This window comes from Actinokineospora alba, from assembly GCF_004362515.1.
GTDB lineage: Bacteria > Actinomycetota > Actinomycetes > Mycobacteriales > Pseudonocardiaceae > Actinokineospora > Actinokineospora alba.
Window position 1 is genome coordinate 6,961,665 of record NZ_SNXU01000001.1, and the last position, 20,574, is coordinate 6,982,238.

The following is a 20,574-nucleotide window of genomic DNA, read 5'->3' on the forward strand; positions in this document are numbered from 1 at the left end:
TGAGGCCTTGGTGAGTGCTCCACTGATCGCGGAGACACGGCGGCGCGCAATCGCGCTCCTGCGGCATCCCGCGCGGGCGGTCGCTCTCGCCTTCGCGGCCGCGACGCTGCTCGGGACCTTCCTGCTCACCATGCCCATCGCCTCGGCGTCCGGGGCGGCGACCGACCCGTTCACCGCCTTGTTCACGGCGGTGTCCGCGGTCTGCGTGACCGGGCTGGTCGTGGTGGACACCGCGGGCCACTGGTCCACGTTCGGCGAGGTCGTCATCCTCGGTCTGATCCAGGTCGGCGGCTTCGGGATCATGACCCTGGCCTCGCTGCTGATCCTGCTGGTCTCGCGCCGGATCGGGTTGCGTATGCAGATGACCGCGCAGGCCGAGACCAAGGCACTGGGCTTGGGCGAGGTCCGCAAGGTGCTCCTCGGCGTCATCATCACCAGCCTGCTCGTCGAGGCCGTCATCGCGGTGTTCCTCATCGCCCGGTTCGCCACCGGGTACGACAAGTCGTTCGGCCAGGCCGTCTACCACGGGGTCTTCCACGCGGTGTCAGCGTTCAACAACGCCGGGTTCGCGCTCTACCCCGACAGCATCGTCAGGTTCGCGACCGACCCGTTCATCTGCGTGCCGCTCATGATCGCCACCATCACCGGCGGCCTGGGCTTCCCGGTGCTGCTCGAACTGGCCCGAAGGCGCAAACGGCGCGGCAAGCGGTGGTCGCTGCACACCAAGATCACCATTCCGGTCTACTTCGGACTGCTGGTCTTCGGGGCGGGCGCGTTCCTCGCCTTCGAGTGGGGCAACCCCACCACACTGGGCCCGATGGGGACGCTCGACAAGATCCTGATCGGCTTTTTCCACTCGGTCCAGCCGCGCACGGCGGGCTTCAACAGCATCGACATGGCCCAGGTGCACCCCTCGACCCTGCTGCTCAACGACGTGTTGATGTTCATCGGCGGCGGCAGCGCGGGCACCGCGGGCGGCATCAAGGTCACCACCTTCGCGCTGCTGGGCTGGGTCATGCTGGCCGAGATCCGCGGCGAGCCGACCGTGCACATCATGGGCCGCAAGCTGGCCGGCGAGGTCCAGCGGCAGGCGCTGACCGTCGCGCTGCTCGGCGTCGGCGCGGTCATGGCGGGCACGATCGTGCTGCTGTCGATCACGCCGTTCCGGCTCGACGACGTGCTGTTCGAGGCGACGTCGGCGTTCGCCACCGTCGGCATGTCCACCGGCATCACCGCACAGCTGCCCGTCGCGGGACAGGTCGTGCTGGTGGTGCTGATGTTCATGGGCAGGCTGGGGCCGATCACCCTGGCCTCGGCACTCGCGCTGCGCGAACGCGCGCGGCGCTACGAACTCCCCGAGGAGCGTCCGATTGTCGGATAAGAAGGCACAGCGCGTCGTCGTCATCGGCCTGGGCCGCTTCGGCACGTCGCTCGCCATGGAACTGATCGGCCGGGGCACCGAGGTGCTCGGCATCGACTCCGACCCACACACCATTCAGCGGCTCTCCGGCGAGCTGACGCACGCCGTCGTCGCCGACACCACCGACGAGGACGTCCTGCGCCAGCTCGGCGTCGACGAGTTCCAGCGCGCCGTGGTGGCGATCGGCACCGACCTGGAAGCCAGCATCCTGACCACCTCACTGCTGGTCGACTTCGACATCCCGAACATCTGGGCCAAGGCCATCAGCCGCCAGCACGGGCAGATCCTGCGGCGCATCGGCGCGCACCACGTCGTGCTCCCCGAACACGAGATGGGTGAGCGTGTGGCCCACCTGGTGACCGGCCGCATGCTCGACTACATCGAGTTCGAGGACGACTACGCGATGGTCAAGACCATCGCGCCCGCCGAGGCGGTCGGCCTGCCGCTGGGCGAGAGCAGGCTGCGGGCGAAATACGACGTCACCGTGGTCGGCGTCAAGCGTCCCGGCGAGGACTTCACCTACGCGACCGCCGAGACCGTCGTGCACGAGGGTGACGTGCTCATCGTCGCCGGCCGCACGCCCAACGTGGAGCGCGTCGCCGAACTCACCTGAGTACGGACACCCAAAGCTACGTACCTGAGTAGGTAATCCCCCCGACGCCAATCTTTCGTCGCGCGTTCACGCTGGTCAGCGAGCCAGTACAGCGGATCGAGCCGGAAGAGAGCCCGCCATGTCGGAGCCGACCATCGCCCTGAGCCACCGCGCGGCGGCACTGCTGCGGGCCGTGCGCGCGGGCCGGGTCGACATGACCTGCGGCTCGGAGCCGGACATGTTCGTCGACGGGCTCAACTGCTGCGACCAGCCGACCGCGCACGCCCTGTTCCACCAGGGCCTGGTCCGGCCCGCGCGGCTCGGCTCGATCACCGAGCACGTGCGCGCCGAACTCACCGACGCGGGCCACGACGTGCTCGGATCCGAGCCCAAGGTCACCGCCGCGTAGGTCGTATTCCGCGCCGTCGGCCTTGACAACGTGCTACGGTGCTTATGGCGCGAACTATTCGCACGTCTCCCGGTGTGTATCCAAAACCTGACGGGAGAAATATGCCCACGATCGACACCCGCGTGACCATTTCCGAGGTACCGGCCGATAGCCTGGCCTCGGCGGCGTGCCCGGCGTGCAGTCACGAGTGGAGCGCGCACGACCAGATCTCCACTCGGTACTGCAAGGCGACGACTGCGGGCTCCTACAGCCGCGGATGTGTCTGTCCGGCCGCGAAGTAGCACTGATTATTGTTCGGGGCGGGGGAACTTTTCCCCCGCTTCCGAAGACGAACCGTTCGAAAGGAATTTCACCGTCACCATGACAAATGATTTGTTCAGCCACCCCATCAACGAGCCCACCGAGGACAACGCCGACAAGGCCGCCCTCCGCCCCGCCGCGTACGAACACCTGTTCCGCGAGCCCGCCAGCCCCACGGCGACCCCCAGCGACGACTCGTCGAACTGAGGTCCCTCCCGGTCTCCTGACCGGCTGCCGCTCCCGCGCGCGCCGGGGCTGACGTTCCCCCGCAAGCCGGGGTCTTGCTGTCCGTCACACCGGCGGGTGTCGAGCTGATCGACTTTGGGTACCTCCAGGGACACGGATGTCCGCGAGGAGGTCACGATGTCTCAGCACCCAGGCCCGAACGCTCCCACCATGCCTTCGGATGTCGACGGCGACATCTCGATGTTCGACCGGTTCGCGACCACCGCGGCCGGGTTCGTCTCCAAGGCTTGGTTCTTCATGCTCTGCGTGCTCCTGGTGCTGCTGTGGGCGCCGTCGTACTTCCTGCTCCCGGATGTCGACACCTGGCAGCTGATCATCAACACCGCCACCACGATCGTCACGTTCCTGCTGGTGGCGCTCCTGCAGAACACCCAGCGCCGAGCCGATGACGCCGTGCAGCACAAGCTCAACGCCATCGCCGACGGTCTGTCCGACCTGATGGGCCACATCGGCATGGAGAGCGCCGATCTGCGGCGCGACCGCGACGAGCTGCGTGCGGCCGTCGGATTGGAAGACCACGAGAGCGCGAAATGAGCACGCGGCACATTCGTGAAGCGTTCTCCACGACCGCCGAGGTACTCGCCAAGGTGGCGGGTTCGCCGTGGACGAGCGGCTTGGGCGTGCTCACGGTGCTCACCCTGCTGATAGCCGGTGTCAGCACCGGGTTCGCGGACACCTGGCAGCTCGTCGTCTACTCGGCCGGGTCCCTGGTGAGCTTGCTCGTGTTGTTCAGCATCCAGCACACCACCAACCGGCAGACGAATGCGATCCTGCTCAAGCTCGACGAGCTTGTCCGGGCCACCGAGGGCGCGCACGACGAGCTCATCGCCATCGAGGATCGCGAGCTGCACGAACAGGAACAGCTGCACGATCTCCAACGCCAAGGCGAGCTGCGGCCGACGGCTGTGCCCGCGGAGGACGCGGGCAAGAGCCGGTGACCGTCAGTCGCGGTGCGTGGTCGCGCCCGCCCGCAGCCGGGAGTGGTAGCGAGTGTGCGCCTCGGCGACGAGTTCCGCGCTGAGCCACGCGATCGGTGTGACCTCGACCAGCAGCGGCTCGTTGTCCGGGCCGAAGTCCACCGGCTCGCCGTAGAGGATCCAGGGGCGGGCGCCTTCCTCGAGTTCGCGCAGGTATTGGCAGACGCGGCGGGCGAGCCAGTCCCGCGCGTCCAGCGACCACCAGCGCGGCACCGCGAGCGGGTTGGCCGACAGGCCGGGCATGCGCAGGCCGCTCTCGTGGTCGGTGCTGGGATGCAGCGCGTCGGCCTCAGGCCCCTGGGAGTAGCGCAGATACACCGGCCTGCCGAGTTGGGTGATCTCCGCCAGCTGCGCCAGTTCGTCCACAGTGAACATATCGGTCACCCGCGGCGACTACCCGGCACGGCAGGCGGAGAAACTCGCCTAGCCCTCTTCGAGGTGCATCGCGCGGTCCTCGGGGCCGCTCGGCCGCGCGGAGCCGGTGTCGCGGGCGATCTCGGTGCCCTCGGTGTCGATCAGGTCGCCGGGCAGGTCCTCGCCGTCGGGATCGGTCAGGGACACGAATCCGTCATCGCGGACGCCCTCGGCTACGCCGTCCTGGTCGAGCCCTTCCTGCTGTTCCGAGCGTGGTTCGGTCATGGCTTCCTCTCTCCCTGAGTCATTCGCGGAGTCATTCGCGGCCGAGATAACGCACCAGCTGGCTGGGTAAGTCGTCCTCCGCGACGCAGGAGCGCAGCCGGGGCGGGTCCGGGCGGCCGCACTGGCGGCCCGCGGCCACATCGGCGAGGAAGGCGCCGACGACGCGCGGCTCGGGCACCACCTGCCCGCCGAGGTAGCGCAGCACCTGGATGTCGTGGGCGGCGTTGGTCTCGGCGACGGCCGCCCACCCGTTCTCCTCGTCCCACACCAGGGCCAGGTCGCGGTCCGGGTCGGCGGGGTCGTGATCGTCGACCGCCAGGTAGGCGTTCGAGTGCCGCTCGACCTCGCACCACCCCGACTTCGGGGAGATGCCGACCTCGGCGCAGACAGCGGCGAAGTACCCCTCCAGTGACGCCTGGGCGACCCCGTCGGCGTCGGGGCGCTCGTTGATCTTCATCGACACGGTCACCCTCCCTGGCTCAGCACGGACCATGCCGGACACGGGGCTCGCGGCACTCGCGTCCGGGGTCCGGGGGCCGTGCCCGCACAGCCGCGGCATCAGTTCCACGCGGTCGGGGTCGTCGGCGTGCGGCACGTCCCGCACGGGCGTGCCGTCGTGTCGAACGGCATGGCCCGCGCTTGTTCGGCTGTCATGGCATCGTATTCCCAGGTCGTGGCCCCGCAAACCCGTGATGGGTGTTTACCGCGCTCCCCGTGGGCTAGGGCCGCCGGTGGGTGCCGGGACGAAGCGCGGGACTCGCGGGCACTCCCGCGTTCTCCGCCAGGCCGCCGACCAGGTCCCGCACCGTCGCCGCGGCGTCCAGCTTCGGCCGCCAGCCCAGCTCCCGGCGGGCCAGGTCCGTGTTCAGCACCGGGCTCCCCATCGCCAGGTCCAGCCACCCCGGCGGAGTCGGCTGCAGGTGCGCCCGCCAGGCGGCCGCGGCCAGGGGGCGGAGCACCCGGTCCGAGGTCGGCAGCAGACGCCGCCCGACGAGCGCGGCGACGGCATCGGCGGGCAGCGGCGGCTCAGCCGCCAGGTTCACCGGCCCGTCGTAGCGGCGGTCGATAGCGGTGGCGACGGCGTCGGCCACATCGGTGGCGTGCACGAACTGCAACGTCAACGACCGGGGCAGCGGCACCGCGGGAAGCAGGCGCTTGTCCGCCGCCTTGAACAGCAGCCGCGGCGCCAGCGGGCCGAGGAAGTAGCGCGCCACCTCGCTGGCGGAACGCCGCTGCAGCACCAGACCGGGCCGCAGCCGGGTCACCGTCAGCTCCGGCCGGGCCGCCTGGACCCCGTCCAGGATTCGCTCCACTTCGGACTTGTCCCGGCTGTAGCCGGAGGTCGAAACGCCGTCCGTGGGCCAGGTCTCGTCGATCCGGGTGGAGTCGGTCGCCGGTGAGTACGCGCCGACGGACGACAGGTAGACCAGGTGCGGCACCTTCGCGTTGACGACGGCGTCGATCACCCGCCTGCTGCCTTCCACGTTGACCCGGTGCAGGTACGCCGGATCATGGCTGGGCTGGATCGCCCAGGCCGCGTGGACCACGGCGTCGGCGTCGGCGAGGACGCGGACCAGCAGGTCGCTCGACGCCGGTGTGGACAGGTCGATGTGGTGCCAGTCGGCGGCGTCGTAGGGCGGCTCGCGATCGGGGAGCCTTCGGCAGACTCCGACCAACTCGTGGCCGCGGAGGCGTTCGATGACGGCGGTGCCGATGTTGCCCGAGCCGCCGATGACGACGATCTTCATGTGCCCCCTTTCCGTCAGACTCAGGCGATACCCGTTGTCCGCCGGGCGAAACGTTTGACCTGGGGGATCGCGGGTATCCGGTCGCATGAGAATCGGCGTGATAGACATCGGGTCGAACTCAGCGCAGCTGCAAGTGGTCGACGCCTTCACGGGCTCCCCGCCGCTGCCCTCGTACGCGTTCAAGCGGCCAACGCTGCTGGGCGAGGAGTTCGGGCCCGACGGCGCCATCACCGACGTCGGGGTCCGTCGCGTCGTCAGCGCCGCGGCGGCGGCGCTCGCCAAGGCGCAGAAGCTCGAAATCGAGGAACTGTACGTCTTCGCGACGTCGGCCGTGCGCGACGCCGAGAACCGGGACCAGGTGGTCGACGCGATCGAGCGGCGAACCGGCCTGCGCGTGCAGTTCCTCAGCGGCGAGGACGAAGCGCGGCTGACCTACCACGCGGCGCACCGGTGGTACGGCTGGTCCGCGGGCCGCCTGCTGCTGCTCGACATCGGCGGCGGGTCGATGGAGATCGTGCTGGGCCGCGACGCCGAGCCGGAACTGGCGGTGTCGCTGCCGTTGGGCGCGGGCAGGCTCACCCGGCGGTTCTTCACCAGCGACCCACCGCCCGCGAGCGAGATCAAAGACCTCACCCGCTACGTCCAGGACTCCGTGCGCGAGGTGGCGGACCGGCTGCGCTGGGAGGGCGCCTACCGCCGGGCCATCGCGACTTCGAAGACGTTCAAACAGCTGGCGCGGATGGCGGGGGCGCCCCCGCAGCGGGCCGGGCCGTTCGCGCGGCGGCTGTTGACTGTGGAGGACCTTGAGCGATGGATCCCCCGCCTCGCCGGACTTCCCGCCGCCCAGCGGGCGAAGTTGCGGGGAGTGTCGGCGTCGCGGGCACACCAGATCCTCGCGGGCGCGCTGACGGCCAAGATCACCATGGTGGCGCTTGGGGTGTCTACTGTGGACTTGTGTCCGTGGGCGCTGCGGGAGGGAATCATGTTGCGGCACCTGCAATGCGCTGACCAGGCTGAGCCGGTGCCGTTGCAGTCTGTTCGGACGTTGCGGGAGGTGGCCCCGGCATCACTCGTCACCCCGCGAACACCGATGAGTCCGCTGCGGCTCGCGCCTTAGGCCGTTTCTCGGGTGCATGCTTGGTTTCGCCTGCCGGCTTGGTGCGGGATGCCTGTTTGGGTGATCCCTTACGTTTGGGGACACGGAGGCATGAACCGCCGCCTGAACCCTCGCTTATCCACAGCCTCGCCGAACCATCCACAGGAATCCGCACGCCCATCGCCAACCCCGCCTCCACCGATAGACTGGCCAAGGGCAGCCCCCCGAGGTGGGTGGGGGTTTGTTGTCGCGCGGGGGGCGGCTTCCTGTCGGCGGGTAGTTGTCGCGTGGGGATTGTGGAGTGCGGGGCGGGCTGTTGTGATGAGGCGGCGGGGCGTGGCCTAGCGGCCAGCCACCCAAGCGACGAACTGGGCGCAGTTGCTGAAGCCCAACTCGTGCGGAGCGGGCTGTTGCGATGAAGCGGCGGGCCGTGGCCTAGCGGCCGGCCACCCAAGCCGCGATCTGGGTGCGGTTGCTGAAGCCCAGTTTCGTGCGGATGTGGTCGATGTGGGTTTCCGCCGTGCGCAGGGAGATGACCAGGGACTTGGCGATCTCCCGGTTCGTCATGCCCTTCGCGACGAGTTCGGCGACTTCCATCTCGCGCTTGGTCAGCGGTGCCTCGGCCGCCTCCGGGACCACCCGGGACATGTCCTCGCGGAGCGCGTAGGAGATCGCGGTGTCGTTGGGCAGGGCGGCGCCGGTGGTGAATTCCGCGGCGGCGGTTTCCGGGCCCAGGCCCTCGGTGACCAGGATGATGTCGCGCTGCATGGGTTCGACGAACGCCGTGTAGTTCGTCGGTGACGCGCCGACCGAGTTCCACACTGTTGTTGCCGCGCCCAGCAATCGGGCCGCGCGGCGGAGTTCGCCGAGGTGGGTCGAGCAGCCCGCCAGCACCGTCAGGGCAAAGGCCATCACCGCGCGGTCGCCGTAGCGTCGTTGCAGTCGGAGCACCGCCAGGCCCGCCTCCAGCGCCGACTCGTACTCACCCGCCAGGTACTCCGCCGCACTGAGCGACCACAGGGCCCAGCACCGCCAGGACACCTCGCCCAGTTCCGTGTACCGATCCACGCAGTCGCGCATCACCACCCGGCCGGTGTCCAGGTCGCCGGTCAGGCTCACGGCCAGGCCGTAGTTGAACCGCGACCACAGCTCCCCGCTGAGGTCGCCCATGTCCTGGAACGACTCGCTGGCCCGGTGGAACAGTTCCGCCGCCTGCGCACCGTCGTTGCCCATCAGGGCGTGGTAGGCGCGGATGTGGTCGACGTAGGCGCGGGCGCGGTCGTCGCCGATCCGCTCGGCGACCCCGGCCGCCTCGGCCAACGTGGTCTCGTAGGCGGGGATGTCGCCCTGGATGAGAGCCAGGAACGCGTCGACCCAGCCCGCCGCGGCGCGCAGCTCCGTGTCGCCGGGGGCGACGCCGACCAGTCGGGCGCACCACATGCGGCCCTCGGTCAGCAGGCCGCGCATGACCCAGTACTCCTTGACATCGGTGACCATGCGCAGGCCGACCAGGGCCTCGCCCTCGGAGCCGATGCAGTAATCCAGTGCCTGCCGCAGGTTGGCGTGCTCGAAGTCGATCCGGTCGATCCAGTCGAGCTGCGCCGGGCTGAACCAGTCGACGGCGAACTGGCTTGTCAGCGCGGTGCACCAGTCGCGGTGCCTGCGGCGCATCCGGTCGAGATCGCCGTTCGCGCGCAGCCGCTCCTCGCCGTACTGCCGGACCGTCTCCAGCATCCGGAACCGCACCTGCCCGTGGTGCTCCTCGCGCAGCAGGATGGACTTGTCGATCAGGCCGTCGAGGACGTCGAGCAGCTCATCGCCGTCCAGGCCGTCGCCGCAGCACGCCGCCTCGGCCGCCTCGAGGTCGAAGCCGCCGGAGAACACCGACGCCCGCGCCCACAGCAGGCGTTCCTGCTCGGTGCACAGCTGGTGGCTCCAGTCGATCAGGGTCGCCAGGGTCTCGTGCCTGCTCGGCGCGGACCGGTTGGCCTGGGTCAGCAGGGTGAACCGCTTGTTGAGCCGGTCGGCGAGCTGGCGGGCCGACAGCGACCGCAGCCGCACCGCCGCGAGTTCGATGGCCAGCGGCAGCCCGTCGAGCGCCCGGCACAGCCGGATCACGTCCTCGACGTCGTCCTCGGTGATGGTGAACGACGGGACGACAGCGGTCGCGCGGTCCAGGAACAGCCGGACCGCGTCGTAGTTCTCCATCGCCGCGACGGACTCGCCCGGCTCCGGCACCGCCAGCGGCTGCACCGGCAGCACGTGCTCGCCCGCCACCCCGAGCGACTGGCGGCTGGTCGCCAGCACCACCACGTCCGGGCACGAGGTGAGGATGGCCTCCACCAGCCGCGCGCTCGCCTCGACGAGGTGCTCGCAGTTGTCCAACACCAGCAGCAGCCTGCGCGCCCGGAGGTGGTCGACGACCAGGTCGATCGGTGCCCTGGTCGAGCGGTCACCCAGGCCGAGCCGGTCGGCGACCGTGTTGACCAGCAGTTTCGGCTCGTGCAGCTCGGCGAGGCCGACGAAGACGACGTCGTCGCCGAACGACGGCCGGACCGCGGCGGCCACCCGCAGCGCCAGCCTCGTCTTGCCCACACCGCCCGGGCCGGTGAGGGTCACCAGCGGGGCGACTCCCAGCAGCCGTTTGACCTCGCGGATCTCTGTTCCGCGCCCGACGTAGGTCGTGATCTCGGCGGGCAACCGGGGGCCCGGCAGCCGTTGGACAGCCGCATTCGTCACGCTCACTCACCACCACCAAGTGTTCGGCGCAACAGTCTGACAGAAGTCGGACATTTCTGACCGCTGCCACATCGCACTTGATCTTGGCGTGGATCGCCCCGGCGCGCGAGGCGGGGCCCCGCTACAGCGGCGGACCGAACCCGCAGACGACCGGCTTGGCGGCCGCCGGGTCGAGCCCGTTGATCACCATCTGCGCGACTCCGCTGTCGAACGCGAGCCCGACATGGCCGACCGGGTCGTACGGGCACACGTCCTGGACGAACAGGTTCCGCACGCCTGGCTCACGCACGAACGAGGTCTCGTGTGGAGTGACCAGAGCGTCGTACTTCGTCGCGATGATCGTGTACTCGACGCCAGGCTGGGCGATCGGTCCGCTGGTCAACGCCTTGACGGCGGAGCCGCCGACGAGGATCTCCGGGCACGCCTGGCAGCCGAAGGTGGCCAGCACGATGTCCACGACCGGCCGCAGCCCGAGGAAGTCGCCGACGCTGACCAGGCCGCCGAACGTGGTGCCGTGGGTGGGCGGGGCCATCGCCACGACATGGCCGACCTTGCCGCTGTAGCCGAGGACCTTGGGGCCGTAGAGCGACTGGAAGCCGCCCTCGGAGTGGCCCACGATGTCGACCTTCGCCGCGCCGGTGGTGGTGAGCACGCGGTCGATGAACGCGGCGATTTCCGGCGCGGACTTGGTGATGGACACCGTCCCACCCACCGGGAAAGCCGGGCTGGCCTGACCGTAGGTGAGCGAGAAGGCGCAGTAGCCCGCCGCCGCGACCTGGGGGCCGAGGTAGGAGTAGTTGCCGGGTCCGTTGCCGCCGAGACCGTGCAGCAGCACGACGGGATTGGGGTGCGCGGCCGAGGGACGGCACGTCCAGTCGTCGAAGCCGGAGGTCGGGGCGGCGGTCGCTCCAGGTGCCGCGACAAGCACGGCACCGGTGGCCAGCGCGGCCGCGAGGGCGATTCGGAGGATCTTCGGTCGCATCTGCGGCTCCTGTGGCGCGACGGGACGAGACAACGAGTAGAGCACGATGGCCGGTTATGAACAAGAGCTCTTGTTACTAATCAGTCACCCTGTTTGAACTGTATCGATGCCGGTAGCGTGGAAGTCATGACTTCCCCACCCGGGCGCCGCATCCGCGGTCTGGACGCCGAGCAGCGCAAACAGGCGCGACGCGACCAACTGCTCGACGCCGCCCTCGAGCTGTTCGCCGCCGACGGCTACCACAACACGTCGATCGAGCAGATCTGCCAAGCCGCATACGTGGGGACCAAGAGCTTCTACGAGGTCTTCGACAGCCGCGAGGACTGCTACATCGCCCTGCTGCGCCGCATCACCGAGCGAGCCACCGCGGCGATGGTCGAGGCGCTGCGCGTCGCGCCCGAGGACGAGGACCGGGCCATGGAGCTGCTGGTATCCACCTTCGTCCACGCCTTCCTCGACGACCCGCGCATCGCCAAGGCCAGCTTCGGCGAGGCGGCGGGCCTGTCCCCCGCGGTCGAGCGCGAGCGCCGGTCCAACCGCCGGTGGGCGGCGGCCTACATCGAGTCGGTGTGGCAGAAGTACGGCGTGCCGACGGGCGAACTCGGCGTCGACACCCACCGGATGGCCATCGGCATGATCGGCGGCATGTTCGACATGCTCGGCGACTGGATGCTCGACTCCGATCTCACCAAACCGTCCGATGTGGACGCGTTGGTCGGCGATCTGGTCGACTTCACCCGCGTGGTGCGGTTCGGGCTGACCGCACCCGACGCGCGCCGGGTGCGGTCGGCCTGATCACGCTGACTTGATCAGGCATAGGTGTAGTCGTCCAACGGGAACCGGCCCGCTTCGCGCAGCGCGTTGAGGGTCGACGTCGGCCGCAGGATCGCCGCTTCGCCGTGCTGGTTGAAGTAGTAGCTGCGCGCGGTGGAGCAGCTGCCCGCGTAGAACACCGAGTCGTCGAGCTTGGCCGTGACCCGGTCGAGGAACTGGTCGTTGGCCCGCTCGGTGACCTCGAACGTGTCGGCCCCGCGCTTGCGCAGCTCGCCGAACAGCCGGTGGATGTGCCGCATCTGGGTCTCGATGGTGGTGAAGTACGACAGGCCGCTATAGGAGTACGGGCTGGCCAGGGTGAGGAAGTTGGGGAACTTCGGCACCGTGATGCCCTCATAGGCCTGGAACCTGGTGTCGCGCCACCACTTCCCGAGGTCGCGGCCCTCACGGCCGATGATCTCGATGGCCGGGAAGTTGACGTCCCAGAGGTTGAAGCCGGTCGCCAGGACCAGGGTGTCGAGCTTGGTCTTGGTGCCGTCGCCCGCGACAATCCCGTCCGGCTCGATCCGCTCGATGCCCGAGGTCTCCAGGTGCACGTGCGGCTTGGTGAACGCGCGGAAGTACGTGTTGGAGAACGTGGGCCGCTTGCAGCCAAAGTCATAGTCGGGGGTGAGCTTGCGGCGCAGCTCCGGGTCGCGCACCTGGTTGCGCAGGTGCCGCTTGGCCAGCGCCGCCGCGGACCGGCCCGCCATCGGAACCTTCTTGTAGTGCAGCACGCCCGCCACCATCAGCACTTCGAGCAGGGCGGTGTTGAACAGCCGCGCGACCCGCTGGGTGATCGGCACCTTGGCGAACAGGCGCCGGACCACCGGCGGGATGCGGCCGTCGATCTTGGGCACGACCCAGATCGCGGTGCGCTGGAAGACGGTGAGGTGCTTGACCGTCTTGGCCAGCTCCGGGATCAGCTGCACGGCGGTGGCGCCGGTGCCGATGACCGCGGCGCGCTTGCCCGCGAGGTCGTAGGTGTCCTTCCACGCCGTGGTGTGGATGATCTCGCCCGCGAAGGTGTCGATGCCAGGGATGTCCGGGGTGTGCGGCTGCGACAGGAACCCGGTAGCGGTCACGAGATAGCGGGTGGTCACCGGAGCGGACCCGGCGATGGCCACCGTCCACAGGTGAGTGTCCTCGTCCCAGCGCGCGCCTTCGACGACAGCGCCGAAACGCATGTGGCGGCGCAGGTCGTACTTGTCGGCGACGTGCTCGGCGTAGCGCTTGAGTTCCGCGCCGGGCGCGAACAGCCGCGACCAGTGCGGGTTCGGCTCGAAGGAGTACGAGTAGGTGACCGACGCGATGTCGACCGCGAGCCCCGGGTACCGGTTGACGTGCCAGGTGCCGCCCAGGTCGTCCTCGCGTTCGAGGATCAGCAGGTCCTTGACGCCTTGGCGCTTGAACTCGATGGCCGCCCCCATGCCGCCGAATCCGGCGCCGACGATGACGACCTCGTGGTCTGGCCTCACTGTTCCTCCTCGATGGCGAGCGCGTGCGCGTGGGCTTGGCCCGCGACTCGGTTCTCATACGCCGCGCGGGTTCTGCGGTCCAGCGACGTGAGCGCGCGGCGGTCGCCGAGCGCCCGCCTGCCCACCCGCATCACCGGTTCCGGGGTCACCGCGTCCAGGATGTCCCAGCCCGCAAGGAATCCGGGGACGGGGATCTCCGCCTTGCGGGTCCGGCAGCTGCCCAGCACGGCGGCGGCGATCACCTCCGGGTCCACGGTCGGCATGCCCCGGCCCAGCGGCGCGCCGGAGGCGAGTTCGGTGCGGACCGCGCTGGGCAGCACGGCGCTGACGCTCACGCCGGTGTCGGCGTACTCGCGGCGCACGGCGGCGGTGAGGCCGACGGCGGCGAACTTGCTGGCGTTGTAGACCGCCATGCCCGGCAGCGGGATCTTGCCCGCCATGGACGCGATGTTGACGACGTGGCCGCGACCGCGGGCGATCATGCTCGGCATCACCAGGCGCATGCCGTGGATCAGGCCCCAGATGTTGACGTTGAGCGTGGTGCGGGACAACGCGTCGGACTCCTCGAGGAACCCGCCGAGCGGCATCACGCCCGCGTTGTTGACCAGCACGTCGATGTGGCCGTGTTCGGCGAGCACCTCTTCGACGAAAGCGGCGAACGACGGCCGTGAGGTCACGTCGAGTTGGTGCGCCCGGACGTTGCCGCCGATGCTCTCCGCCGCTTCCTTGACCGCGTCACCGTCGAGGTCGCCCACGTGGACGGTCGCGCCGCGGGCGGCGAAGGAGGTCGCGGTGGCCCGGCCGATGCCCCGGGCGCCGCCGGTCACCACCACCACGGCGTCGTCGAGAGCGAGTTTCGGGTATCTGCGCTTGAGAATCGCCACGATCATCCCTTTCGGACAGTGCGGTCGCGGACGGCGGCGCGGCTGGTGCGCAGCGAGGTCTCCAGGACGCGGGCCGCGCGCCTGCCGTCCATGAAGTTCGGGCCCATCGCGGCCAGGTCCTCGGGGCCGGGGTCGAGACGCAGCACCTTCGTCCCGGCGGCCCGCAGCGCGGCGACTTCGGCATCGACCAGGCGGCTCATCCGGGTCCGCACGAGCTGCTCGACGCGGCGCAAACCCTTGGGCCGTCCAGGATCCACCGAGGCCATCGGCGCGAGCACGACAACTTCGTCGAGTCCCAGCGGGAGCAGCAGGTCGGCGGAGGTGGGTGAGGCGATGCCGCCGTCGGCGAAGCGGCGACCGTCGATCTCGACCGGCGGGAACCAACCGGGCACCGCCCAGGACGCGCACACGGCGTCCTTCATGGAGGCAGTCGGCGCGGTCGGCGACCCGAAGGCGACCCGCTCGCCGGTGTCGTAGTCGCACCCGACGACCCAGGCCGCTGGGTGCTTCACCCAGCCGCCTGCCGGAACCAGGGCGTCGACCAGGTCGATCAGGAAGGCCGGGTGGCCGGACCCGACCGGGAGCAGCCCGGTCAACCTGGTCATGCCCGCGGCGTCACGGCGGCGGGCCAGCTTGAGCGAACCGAAGCGGGCGTGCGGGAGCGGCGGAAACCGATGTGGGGCAGCCGCGAGATGCCTGCTGACGGCGTCGCGCACCCCAGGAAGTCCTCGGTGCGCGTCGAGCAGCTCGCCCACCCCGACCCCGCTGCCGAGCAGCGTCACGAACTCGGCGCCCGCCGACGTCCCGAGGAGCACGTCGGCCGTCCGCGGATCCCAGCCGAACGCCTCCTCGACCGCGACCAGCGCGCCGACCGTCCACGCCGCACCCAGCGTGCCGCCACATCCGATGACAAGACCGCGCCGCATGACACCTCCTCGGGTCACCGGGAGACTAACAGTATTCGAATACCACCGGTAGGCGTATCTGAAGACCGGCGGTATCCTGATACCGGCGAGGGCTAAGGTGGTGGCATGGCGAGACTGACGCGGGCCGAAAGCCAGGCGCGCACGCGAGCACATCTGGTGGCCACGGCGAAGGAGATGTTCCTCGCCGACGGCTATTCGGTGACCTCACTGGAAAAGGTCGCCGACGCCGCCGGGTACTCCAAGGGCGCGGTGTACTCGAACTTCCGCAACAAGGACGAACTGTGCCTGGCGGTCCTCGATGACATCCACGCGGAGAAGGCCATGAAGATCGCCGAGGCGATCGCGGGCGCCGACACCATCGACGAACGCCTGTCGGCGTTCCAGAAGTGGGCCGAGGAGAACATCGGCAACGTCGGGTGGACCGCACTGGAGGTCGAGTTCGCGATCAGCGCGCGACGCGATGACGTGGTGCGCAAGGAACTGGCTAACCGCGATCGGATGATCCGGGACCTGATCGCCGGGTTGATCACGGCTCAGGCGGAGGAACTGGGGATCAGGCTGCCGATGCCCGCCGACGCCGCCGCGACCGCCCTGCTGAGCCTGGGGATCGGGCTCGGCCTGCAGCGGGCCATCGACCCGACGATCGAGGTGGCGGTGCTGACCGATCTGATTCGGATGCTCGCCGGTTCTTCCTCCCAGTAGCCCGAAGCCGCTTTGTCCACACACGACAGTGCGCCCCACACCGCCAGCGGCGTGGGGCGCACTGTTCAGTGCCTTACGCCCGGTATGCGGTCCACATGTTGCTCATCCGCTGGCTCTGGCCCGCGGTGAACTGGTTGTAGCAGGAGTCGTAGGAGTAGTCCATGTAGTTGTGAATCGGGTCCAGACCCGGCAGCGAGCAGGAGTCGCGGCCGGCGGGGCAGCCGTTGGTGGAGCTGGACTGCGCCGGGGTGTCCGCGACCTCGTCATTGGTGGAGGTGCAGCCGCCCTGGAAGGTGTGGTACAGCCCCAGCCAGTGGCCCACCTCGTGCGTGCCGGTCTCGCCCAGGTTGTAGTTGGCGATGCCGCCGCCGGGCAGGGAGTCCCAGTGGACGCGGACGCCGTCGATGGCGGAGTTGCCGCTCCACGGGAACGTGGCGATGCCGAGGTAGCTGAAGTCGACCAGCCAGATGTTCAGCGCGTTCATGCCGCCCTGACGGGTCTGCGAACGGTACTTCGAGCTCGACTTGTCCTTGTGCCAGTTGTCGTTGAAGAAGCGGTCGACGCCCGCGAGGGTGAAGGTGAAGCCGGTGTTGGCGGCCTGCGAGGACTCCTGGCCGCCGAACGTCTTGTTGAGAACGTCGATCTGGGCGGCGATCTGCGCGTCGGTGACGTTGCCGTGGCCGTTGCTGCCCGCCATGACGTGGACGTAGGTCGGGATCGTGGCCGCGGCGAGGGCGCCCTGGGGAACGTACTTGCCCTCGGCGCGCTTCTGCTCGAGTAACTTCTTGCTCTGCGATTCGACGCGGGCGACGTCCCAGGCCGTCATCTCTTCGTGGTCGGGACCCCAACCGCCCCTCGCGGAGGAGTTCTGCTGCGGGGTGACACATTCTGCCGCGGTGTTGCCGTTGACGAACGCGGCGGCCGGTGCGGTCGAGGCCAGCGGGGTCATCGCGAGCGCCGCTGCGGCCAGCGTCGCGATACCTGCTGCGCGCAGGGTGGTGGGGGGACGTCCCATCGCCTTCTCCTTGGGCTTAGGGGGCAGGGCCGTCGAAACCTATGCGGGAGCGCGAATGTTTGGGAAGACTCTGCTCGGGCGGAAATTTTCCCGTTACCAGAGTTGTGGGAACATCGATTTGTTGCCGAACCGCATATAGGCAGGACAACTTGGCCAGCGGCCTCAGAGGTGGCCCTGGCGTCGGGTGCGGCCCGACGCGACGTCGACACCGGGTGCGCAAAACCGCCGTCTAGTGCTGAACCTAGCAAACGGCCCGCGCCGAATAGTCCGATTCCCACAGATAAACCCGGCCTCGGCGCGCCCGCGGAATGGCGGCTCGACGTGCCGGAACACCGTGGATACGCTCGCCGAACCACCTCGCCGAGCGGGAGTGCGAGACGGTTTCCGGCTCGGCTCCACGGTTGCAGCGGAGGCAAGTGATGCTCACCCCGATGGCGGTCCGTTGACCACCGGCGACCGCGCCCGACTGAACCGGTCCCGCTCGCCGTTCGGCTCACCGCTGCTCGGCGGCGCCGACCAGGACCAGCGGACGCTGCGGATCCGGGTGCAGCTCCTGATCACCGTGAGTCTGGTGCTGGCCAACCTGATCGGGGCCGTGGTCGTCGCCGCGCTGCAGATCGTGGTCATCCCCGGCCCCGGCCTCGACGACCGCACCCGGATGGTCGCCATCATCGGCGCGCCGACCTATGTGGTGGTGGCCCTGATCATCGGCTGGACCTGGGGCACCAAACGGGCGCTCGGGGTGCTGCGCTGGTCGATGGAACGCCGCGTCCCGACCGCCGCCGACCGCCGCGCCACGGTGCGCGTGCCGATGCGGCTGACCCTGATGCAGGCGTCGCTGTGGGGGCTGGCCACGGTGCTGTTCACCGGCACTTTCGCTTTCCTGCAGCCGAAACAGGTCCCGACGGTGGCGTTCACCGTCGGCTTCGCCGGCATCGTGGTCTGCGCGATCGCCTACCTGCTCACGGAGTTCGCGCTGCGCCCGGTCGCGGCGAAGGCGCTGACCAACGACCCGCCGACCAGGGTCGGCGGCGCGGGCGTTCTGGTGCGGATGCTGGTGTTCTGGTCGCTGGGCACGGGCGTGCCGGTGATCGGCGTGGTGGCGGTCGCCGTGTTCGCCTTGGCGCGCAAGAACGTCTCGACCGACCAGCTCGCCACGACCGTGATCGTCCTGGGCGGGATCGTGCTCGTCGTGGGCCTGCTGGTGATGGTCATCAACGCCCGCGCGACCGTCGCCCCCATCCAGTCCGTGCGCGACGGGCTGTCCCGGGTCCAGCGCGGCCAGTTGGATCTGGAGATCCCGGTCTACGACGGCACCGAGTTGGGCCTGCTGCAGGCGGGCTTCAATCGGATGGCGGCGGGGCTGCGCGAACGCGAGCGAATCCGCGACCTGTTCGGCAGGCACGTCGGCCAGTCGGTCGCCGACGAGGCCGTCGCCGACAGCGGAACCCACCTGGGCGGTGAGGTCTGCGAGGTGGCGGTGATCTTCGTCGACATCGTCGGCTCCACCACCCTGGCCGCCACCCGGCCACCGGAGGAAGTGGTGGGGCTGCTCAACCGGTTCTTCGCCGTCGTCGTCGACGAGATCGACGCCCACGGCGGCTTGGTCAACAAGTTCGTCGGCGACGCCGCCTTGGGCGTCTTCGGCGCCCCCGTCCCACTTGACGACAACGCGGGCAGGGCATTGGCCGCCGCCCGCGCAATCGCGGCACGGCTGCCGGTGGAGGTTCCCGAGTGCCCGGCCGGGATCGGGGTCGCCGCCGGAATGGCGGTGGCGGGCAACATCGGCGACGAACGGCGGTTCGAGTACACGGTGATCGGCGACCCGGTGAACGAGGCGGCGCGGTTGACGGAACTGGCCAAGTCGGTGCCGGGTCGACTGGTCGCCTCGTCCCGCGCGGCAGCGGCGGCGGCTCCCGAGGAGGCGGCGCGTTGGCGTGCGACCGATACGGTCACGTTGCGCGGGCGGACTGAGGACACCACGGTTGTCGTGCCGATCGTCGATCCGGCTGGAGTGGTGACGGGGAATTAGGTTGGGCGGACGTGCGTTGCGGGGTGCCTGTTTGGGTGGTTCGCCTTGATTCGGGGACCCCGGAGAAGGACCTGCGCGGGTAAAGCGGGCAGGGTGAAGAAACTGCCCCGCGCCGCGAAAGTTTAGGTCCTTCTCCCCCCGAATCAAGGCGAACCACCCAAACAGGCCGTCAGGATTGGCCCCTTGCGACTCGGGGGTGGGAACGAGATCCCCTCCGTCGCGGGCGTCTAGGTGATCAGGGTCGTTTTCGGTCGTACGACACAGAATTCGTTGCCTTCAGGGTCAGCCAGCACCGTCCACGATTCCTCCCCCGTCTGCCCGATCTCGACCCTCGTGGCGCCAAGGCTGAGGATTCGATCGATCTCGGCCTCACGTTCCTCCGGGGACGAGGTCAAGTCCAGGTGCAGTCGGTTCTTGACCACCTTCCGATCCGTGACCGGCATGAAGCACAACCCGACCGAAGCCGTCTCATGCTCACCGACGACGACCTCCCGCTCCCGAACCGACAGGATCTTCCACCCCAGCACTTCAGCCCAGAAGCGGGCGAGGCCGAGCAGGTCGTGGGCGTCGATGACGATGTGGTGCAGCGATACGGGCATGCCACGAGTGTCCCCCGAACCACCGACACCGGCGATCACGCGTTCCGCGTATGGTCGGCGCACTGAACGACGAGAGGACTGCCATGTTCCGCATGCTCGGACTCGCGATCGCCGCTGTCGGCGCCGCCCACTTCGTCGCGCCCAAGGCGTTCGAGCCGGTCTCGGTGAAGGCGTTCCCCGAGGACACCGAGCAGTGGATCTACCGCAACGGGGCCACCGAGGTCGCCCTCGGCGCCGCGGTCGCCATGCGGCGCACGCGCAAGCTGGGCGTCCTGGGTCTGGCCGTCTACGGCGGGTGGCTGGGCAGCCGGGTTCTCGCGAACCGCTAGTCGGGCCTGCCCAGCGCCCGGTCGATGAAGGCCAGCAGGGCGGGCAGCACCCTCTCGCCGGTGTCCCCTCGGGACAGCGGAAGCACAAGCACGTCGCTGATGGCGCCGACGATGCCCGCGGCGGTGATCCCCGCGTCCTGGTCGGGGACCTCGCCCGCGGCGATGGCGGCGTTGATCGCGGTCGCCAAGATGTCGGAAAACGACTGGTGGAAGACCAGCCGCTCGGCTTCGACGAGCGGGTCGACCGGTTCGGCGATCAGCGCGTACGCCATTCTCGGTGAGCGCATCGCGCGGGTGCAGAACGTCTCGGCGGCGGCGAGGATCGACGCGCGGGCCGACGACGTCAGCTTTTCGGCACCCGCCTGGGACGTGGCGACGACCTCGCGGCTCACCGCCGTGCGGAAGACCTCGGCGAACAGTTCTCCCTTGCTGGGGAAGAACTGGTAGATCGACCCGGTCGCCACCTCGGCCCGCCGGGCGACCCCGGCCATCGAGCAGCCGGCGTAACCCTCCTCGACGACCAACTCGGTCGCCGCGCGGACGATGCGTTCTCGGGTCATGGCCTGCTTCTTGAGCACGGCCTCGGTCTTGCGATACGCCACCCGCGCATTCAACCACCGCAAGAATTGAACCTTGCTTCAGACCTAC

Annotated in this window: 24 protein-coding genes; 12 read left to right on the plus strand and 12 right to left on the minus strand. The window is 69.3% G+C overall.

What is annotated here, in order from left to right:
- The first annotated feature begins 10 nt into the window (after positions 1-10).
- From C8E96_RS31355 to C8E96_RS31380, 7 genes are all read left to right on the plus strand, one after another.
- A complete protein-coding gene (locus tag C8E96_RS31355; protein WP_228770132.1) occupies positions 11-1,381 on the plus strand; it encodes a TrkH family potassium uptake protein in 1,371 nt (456 codons plus the stop codon).
- Entirely contained in the window at positions 1,371-2,033 is a 663-nt protein-coding gene (locus C8E96_RS31360) for a potassium channel family protein (RefSeq protein WP_091381072.1), read from the plus strand. Before C8E96_RS31355 ends, C8E96_RS31360 begins: the two co-directional genes overlap by 11 nt.
- Positions 2,034-2,151: 118 nt before the next feature.
- On the plus strand, positions 2,152-2,421 hold the full coding sequence (locus C8E96_RS31365; RefSeq protein WP_091381075.1) for a hypothetical protein: 270 nt from the start codon (positions 2,152-2,154) through the stop codon (positions 2,419-2,421).
- Between the two features lie 101 nt (positions 2,422-2,522).
- Positions 2,523-2,702 (plus strand): RGCVC family protein, encoded by a 180-nt coding sequence (locus C8E96_RS33800; protein WP_091381079.1) that lies wholly within the window; start codon positions 2,523-2,525, stop codon positions 2,700-2,702.
- 79 nt (positions 2,703-2,781) lie between these two features.
- A complete protein-coding gene (locus C8E96_RS33630) occupies positions 2,782-2,928 on the plus strand; it encodes a hypothetical protein (protein WP_166658183.1) in 147 nt (48 codons plus the stop codon).
- Positions 2,929-3,117: 189 nt separating this feature from the next.
- On the plus strand, positions 3,118-3,501 hold the full coding sequence (locus C8E96_RS31375; protein WP_091381081.1) for a low affinity iron permease family protein: 384 nt from the start codon (positions 3,118-3,120) through the stop codon (positions 3,499-3,501).
- Positions 3,498-3,905, plus strand: a complete 408-nt coding sequence (locus tag C8E96_RS31380) for a low affinity iron permease family protein (protein WP_091381083.1) — start codon at positions 3,498-3,500, stop codon at positions 3,903-3,905. Before C8E96_RS31375 ends, C8E96_RS31380 begins: the two co-directional genes overlap by 4 nt.
- 3 nt (positions 3,906-3,908) lie before the next feature.
- Here C8E96_RS31380 and C8E96_RS31385 read toward each other — a convergent pair whose 3' ends face one another.
- The 4 genes from C8E96_RS31385 to C8E96_RS31400 all read right to left on the minus strand — a co-directional run bounded on the left by C8E96_RS31385 (position 3,909) and on the right by C8E96_RS31400 (position 6,331).
- Positions 3,909-4,319, minus strand: a complete 411-nt coding sequence (locus C8E96_RS31385) for a DUF6098 family protein (RefSeq protein ID WP_091381086.1) — start codon at positions 4,317-4,319, stop codon at positions 3,909-3,911.
- 48 nt (positions 4,320-4,367) lie between these two features.
- Entirely contained in the window at positions 4,368-4,583 is a 216-nt protein-coding gene (locus tag C8E96_RS31390) for a hypothetical protein (protein WP_091381088.1), read from the minus strand.
- 31 nt (positions 4,584-4,614) lie between these two features.
- Complete coding sequence (locus C8E96_RS31395) at positions 4,615-5,187, minus strand: DUF6292 family protein (RefSeq protein WP_091381091.1); 573 nt, start codon at positions 5,185-5,187, stop codon at positions 4,615-4,617.
- A gap of 115 nt (positions 5,188-5,302) precedes the next feature.
- A complete protein-coding gene (locus tag C8E96_RS31400; RefSeq protein WP_228770134.1) occupies positions 5,303-6,331 on the minus strand; it encodes an NAD-dependent epimerase/dehydratase family protein in 1,029 nt (342 codons plus the stop codon).
- An 85-nt stretch (positions 6,332-6,416) separates the two neighbouring features.
- On the opposite strand from C8E96_RS31400, the gene C8E96_RS31405 reads away from it, so the two are divergent.
- Positions 6,417-7,448, plus strand: a complete 1,032-nt coding sequence (locus tag C8E96_RS31405; protein WP_091381093.1) for a Ppx/GppA phosphatase family protein — start codon at positions 6,417-6,419, stop codon at positions 7,446-7,448.
- A 414-nt stretch (positions 7,449-7,862) separates the two neighbouring features.
- Here the strand turns inward: C8E96_RS31405 and C8E96_RS31410 are convergent, their stop codons facing one another.
- Positions 7,863-10,166 carry an ATP-binding protein gene (locus C8E96_RS31410; RefSeq protein WP_228772124.1) on the minus strand — a complete coding sequence of 768 codons (2,304 nt, stop codon included), beginning with the start codon at positions 10,164-10,166 and terminating at the stop codon, positions 7,863-7,865.
- 121 nt (positions 10,167-10,287) lie between these two features.
- Positions 10,288-11,148: an esterase/lipase family protein gene (locus tag C8E96_RS31415; protein WP_091381095.1), complete on the minus strand. Its 861-nt coding sequence runs from the start codon at positions 11,146-11,148 to the stop codon at positions 10,288-10,290.
- A 126-nt stretch (positions 11,149-11,274) separates the two neighbouring features.
- Between C8E96_RS31415 and C8E96_RS31420 the strand changes: the two genes are divergently transcribed.
- Positions 11,275-11,943: a TetR/AcrR family transcriptional regulator gene (locus C8E96_RS31420; protein ID WP_091381097.1), complete on the plus strand. Its 669-nt coding sequence runs from the start codon at positions 11,275-11,277 to the stop codon at positions 11,941-11,943.
- A 14-nt stretch (positions 11,944-11,957) separates the two neighbouring features.
- Here the strand turns inward: C8E96_RS31420 and C8E96_RS31425 are convergent, their stop codons facing one another.
- From C8E96_RS31425 to C8E96_RS31435, 3 genes are read right to left on the minus strand one after another with little or no spacing between them, the layout of a single operon-like run.
- Positions 11,958-13,439 carry a flavin-containing monooxygenase gene (locus C8E96_RS31425; RefSeq protein ID WP_091381099.1) on the minus strand — a complete coding sequence of 494 codons (1,482 nt, stop codon included), beginning with the start codon at positions 13,437-13,439 and terminating at the stop codon, positions 11,958-11,960.
- Positions 13,436-14,323, minus strand: a complete 888-nt coding sequence (locus C8E96_RS31430; protein WP_228770136.1) for an SDR family oxidoreductase — start codon at positions 14,321-14,323, stop codon at positions 13,436-13,438. The genes C8E96_RS31425 and C8E96_RS31430 overlap by 4 nt, the downstream gene beginning before the upstream one ends.
- A 2-nt stretch (positions 14,324-14,325) precedes the next feature.
- Complete coding sequence (locus tag C8E96_RS31435) at positions 14,326-15,249, minus strand: patatin-like phospholipase family protein (RefSeq protein ID WP_091381104.1); 924 nt, start codon at positions 15,247-15,249, stop codon at positions 14,326-14,328.
- 105 nt (positions 15,250-15,354) lie between these two features.
- Between C8E96_RS31435 and C8E96_RS31440 the strand changes: the two genes are divergently transcribed.
- Positions 15,355-15,951 carry a TetR/AcrR family transcriptional regulator gene (locus C8E96_RS31440; protein WP_091381107.1) on the plus strand — a complete coding sequence of 199 codons (597 nt, stop codon included), beginning with the start codon at positions 15,355-15,357 and terminating at the stop codon, positions 15,949-15,951.
- 73 nt (positions 15,952-16,024) lie between these two features.
- Here the strand turns inward: C8E96_RS31440 and C8E96_RS31445 are convergent, their stop codons facing one another.
- On the minus strand, positions 16,025-16,966 hold the full coding sequence (locus C8E96_RS31445; protein ID WP_228770137.1) for a zinc metalloprotease: 942 nt from the start codon (positions 16,964-16,966) through the stop codon (positions 16,025-16,027).
- Positions 16,967-17,408: 442 nt separating this feature from the next.
- Here C8E96_RS31445 and C8E96_RS31450 point away from each other — a divergent pair, with 442 nt between their 5' ends.
- Positions 17,409-18,998 (plus strand): adenylate/guanylate cyclase domain-containing protein, encoded by a 1,590-nt coding sequence (locus C8E96_RS31450; protein ID WP_228770138.1) that lies wholly within the window; start codon positions 17,409-17,411, stop codon positions 18,996-18,998.
- Positions 18,999-19,225: 227 nt separating this feature from the next.
- On the opposite strand, the gene C8E96_RS31455 is transcribed toward C8E96_RS31450, so the two are convergent.
- Positions 19,226-19,597 (minus strand): VOC family protein, encoded by a 372-nt coding sequence (locus C8E96_RS31455; RefSeq protein ID WP_091381109.1) that lies wholly within the window; start codon positions 19,595-19,597, stop codon positions 19,226-19,228.
- An 83-nt stretch (positions 19,598-19,680) separates the two neighbouring features.
- Between C8E96_RS31455 and C8E96_RS31460 the strand changes: the two genes are divergently transcribed.
- A complete protein-coding gene (locus tag C8E96_RS31460; protein WP_091381445.1) occupies positions 19,681-19,926 on the plus strand; it encodes a hypothetical protein in 246 nt (81 codons plus the stop codon).
- On the opposite strand, the gene C8E96_RS31465 is transcribed toward C8E96_RS31460, so the two are convergent.
- The gene (locus C8E96_RS31465) at positions 19,923-20,528 is read right to left on the minus strand and encodes a TetR/AcrR family transcriptional regulator (protein ID WP_091381111.1); all 606 of its coding nucleotides are present in this window, start codon (positions 20,526-20,528) and stop codon (positions 19,923-19,925) included. The genes C8E96_RS31460 and C8E96_RS31465 overlap by 4 nt on opposite strands.
- Positions 20,529-20,574 lie beyond the last annotated feature (46 nt).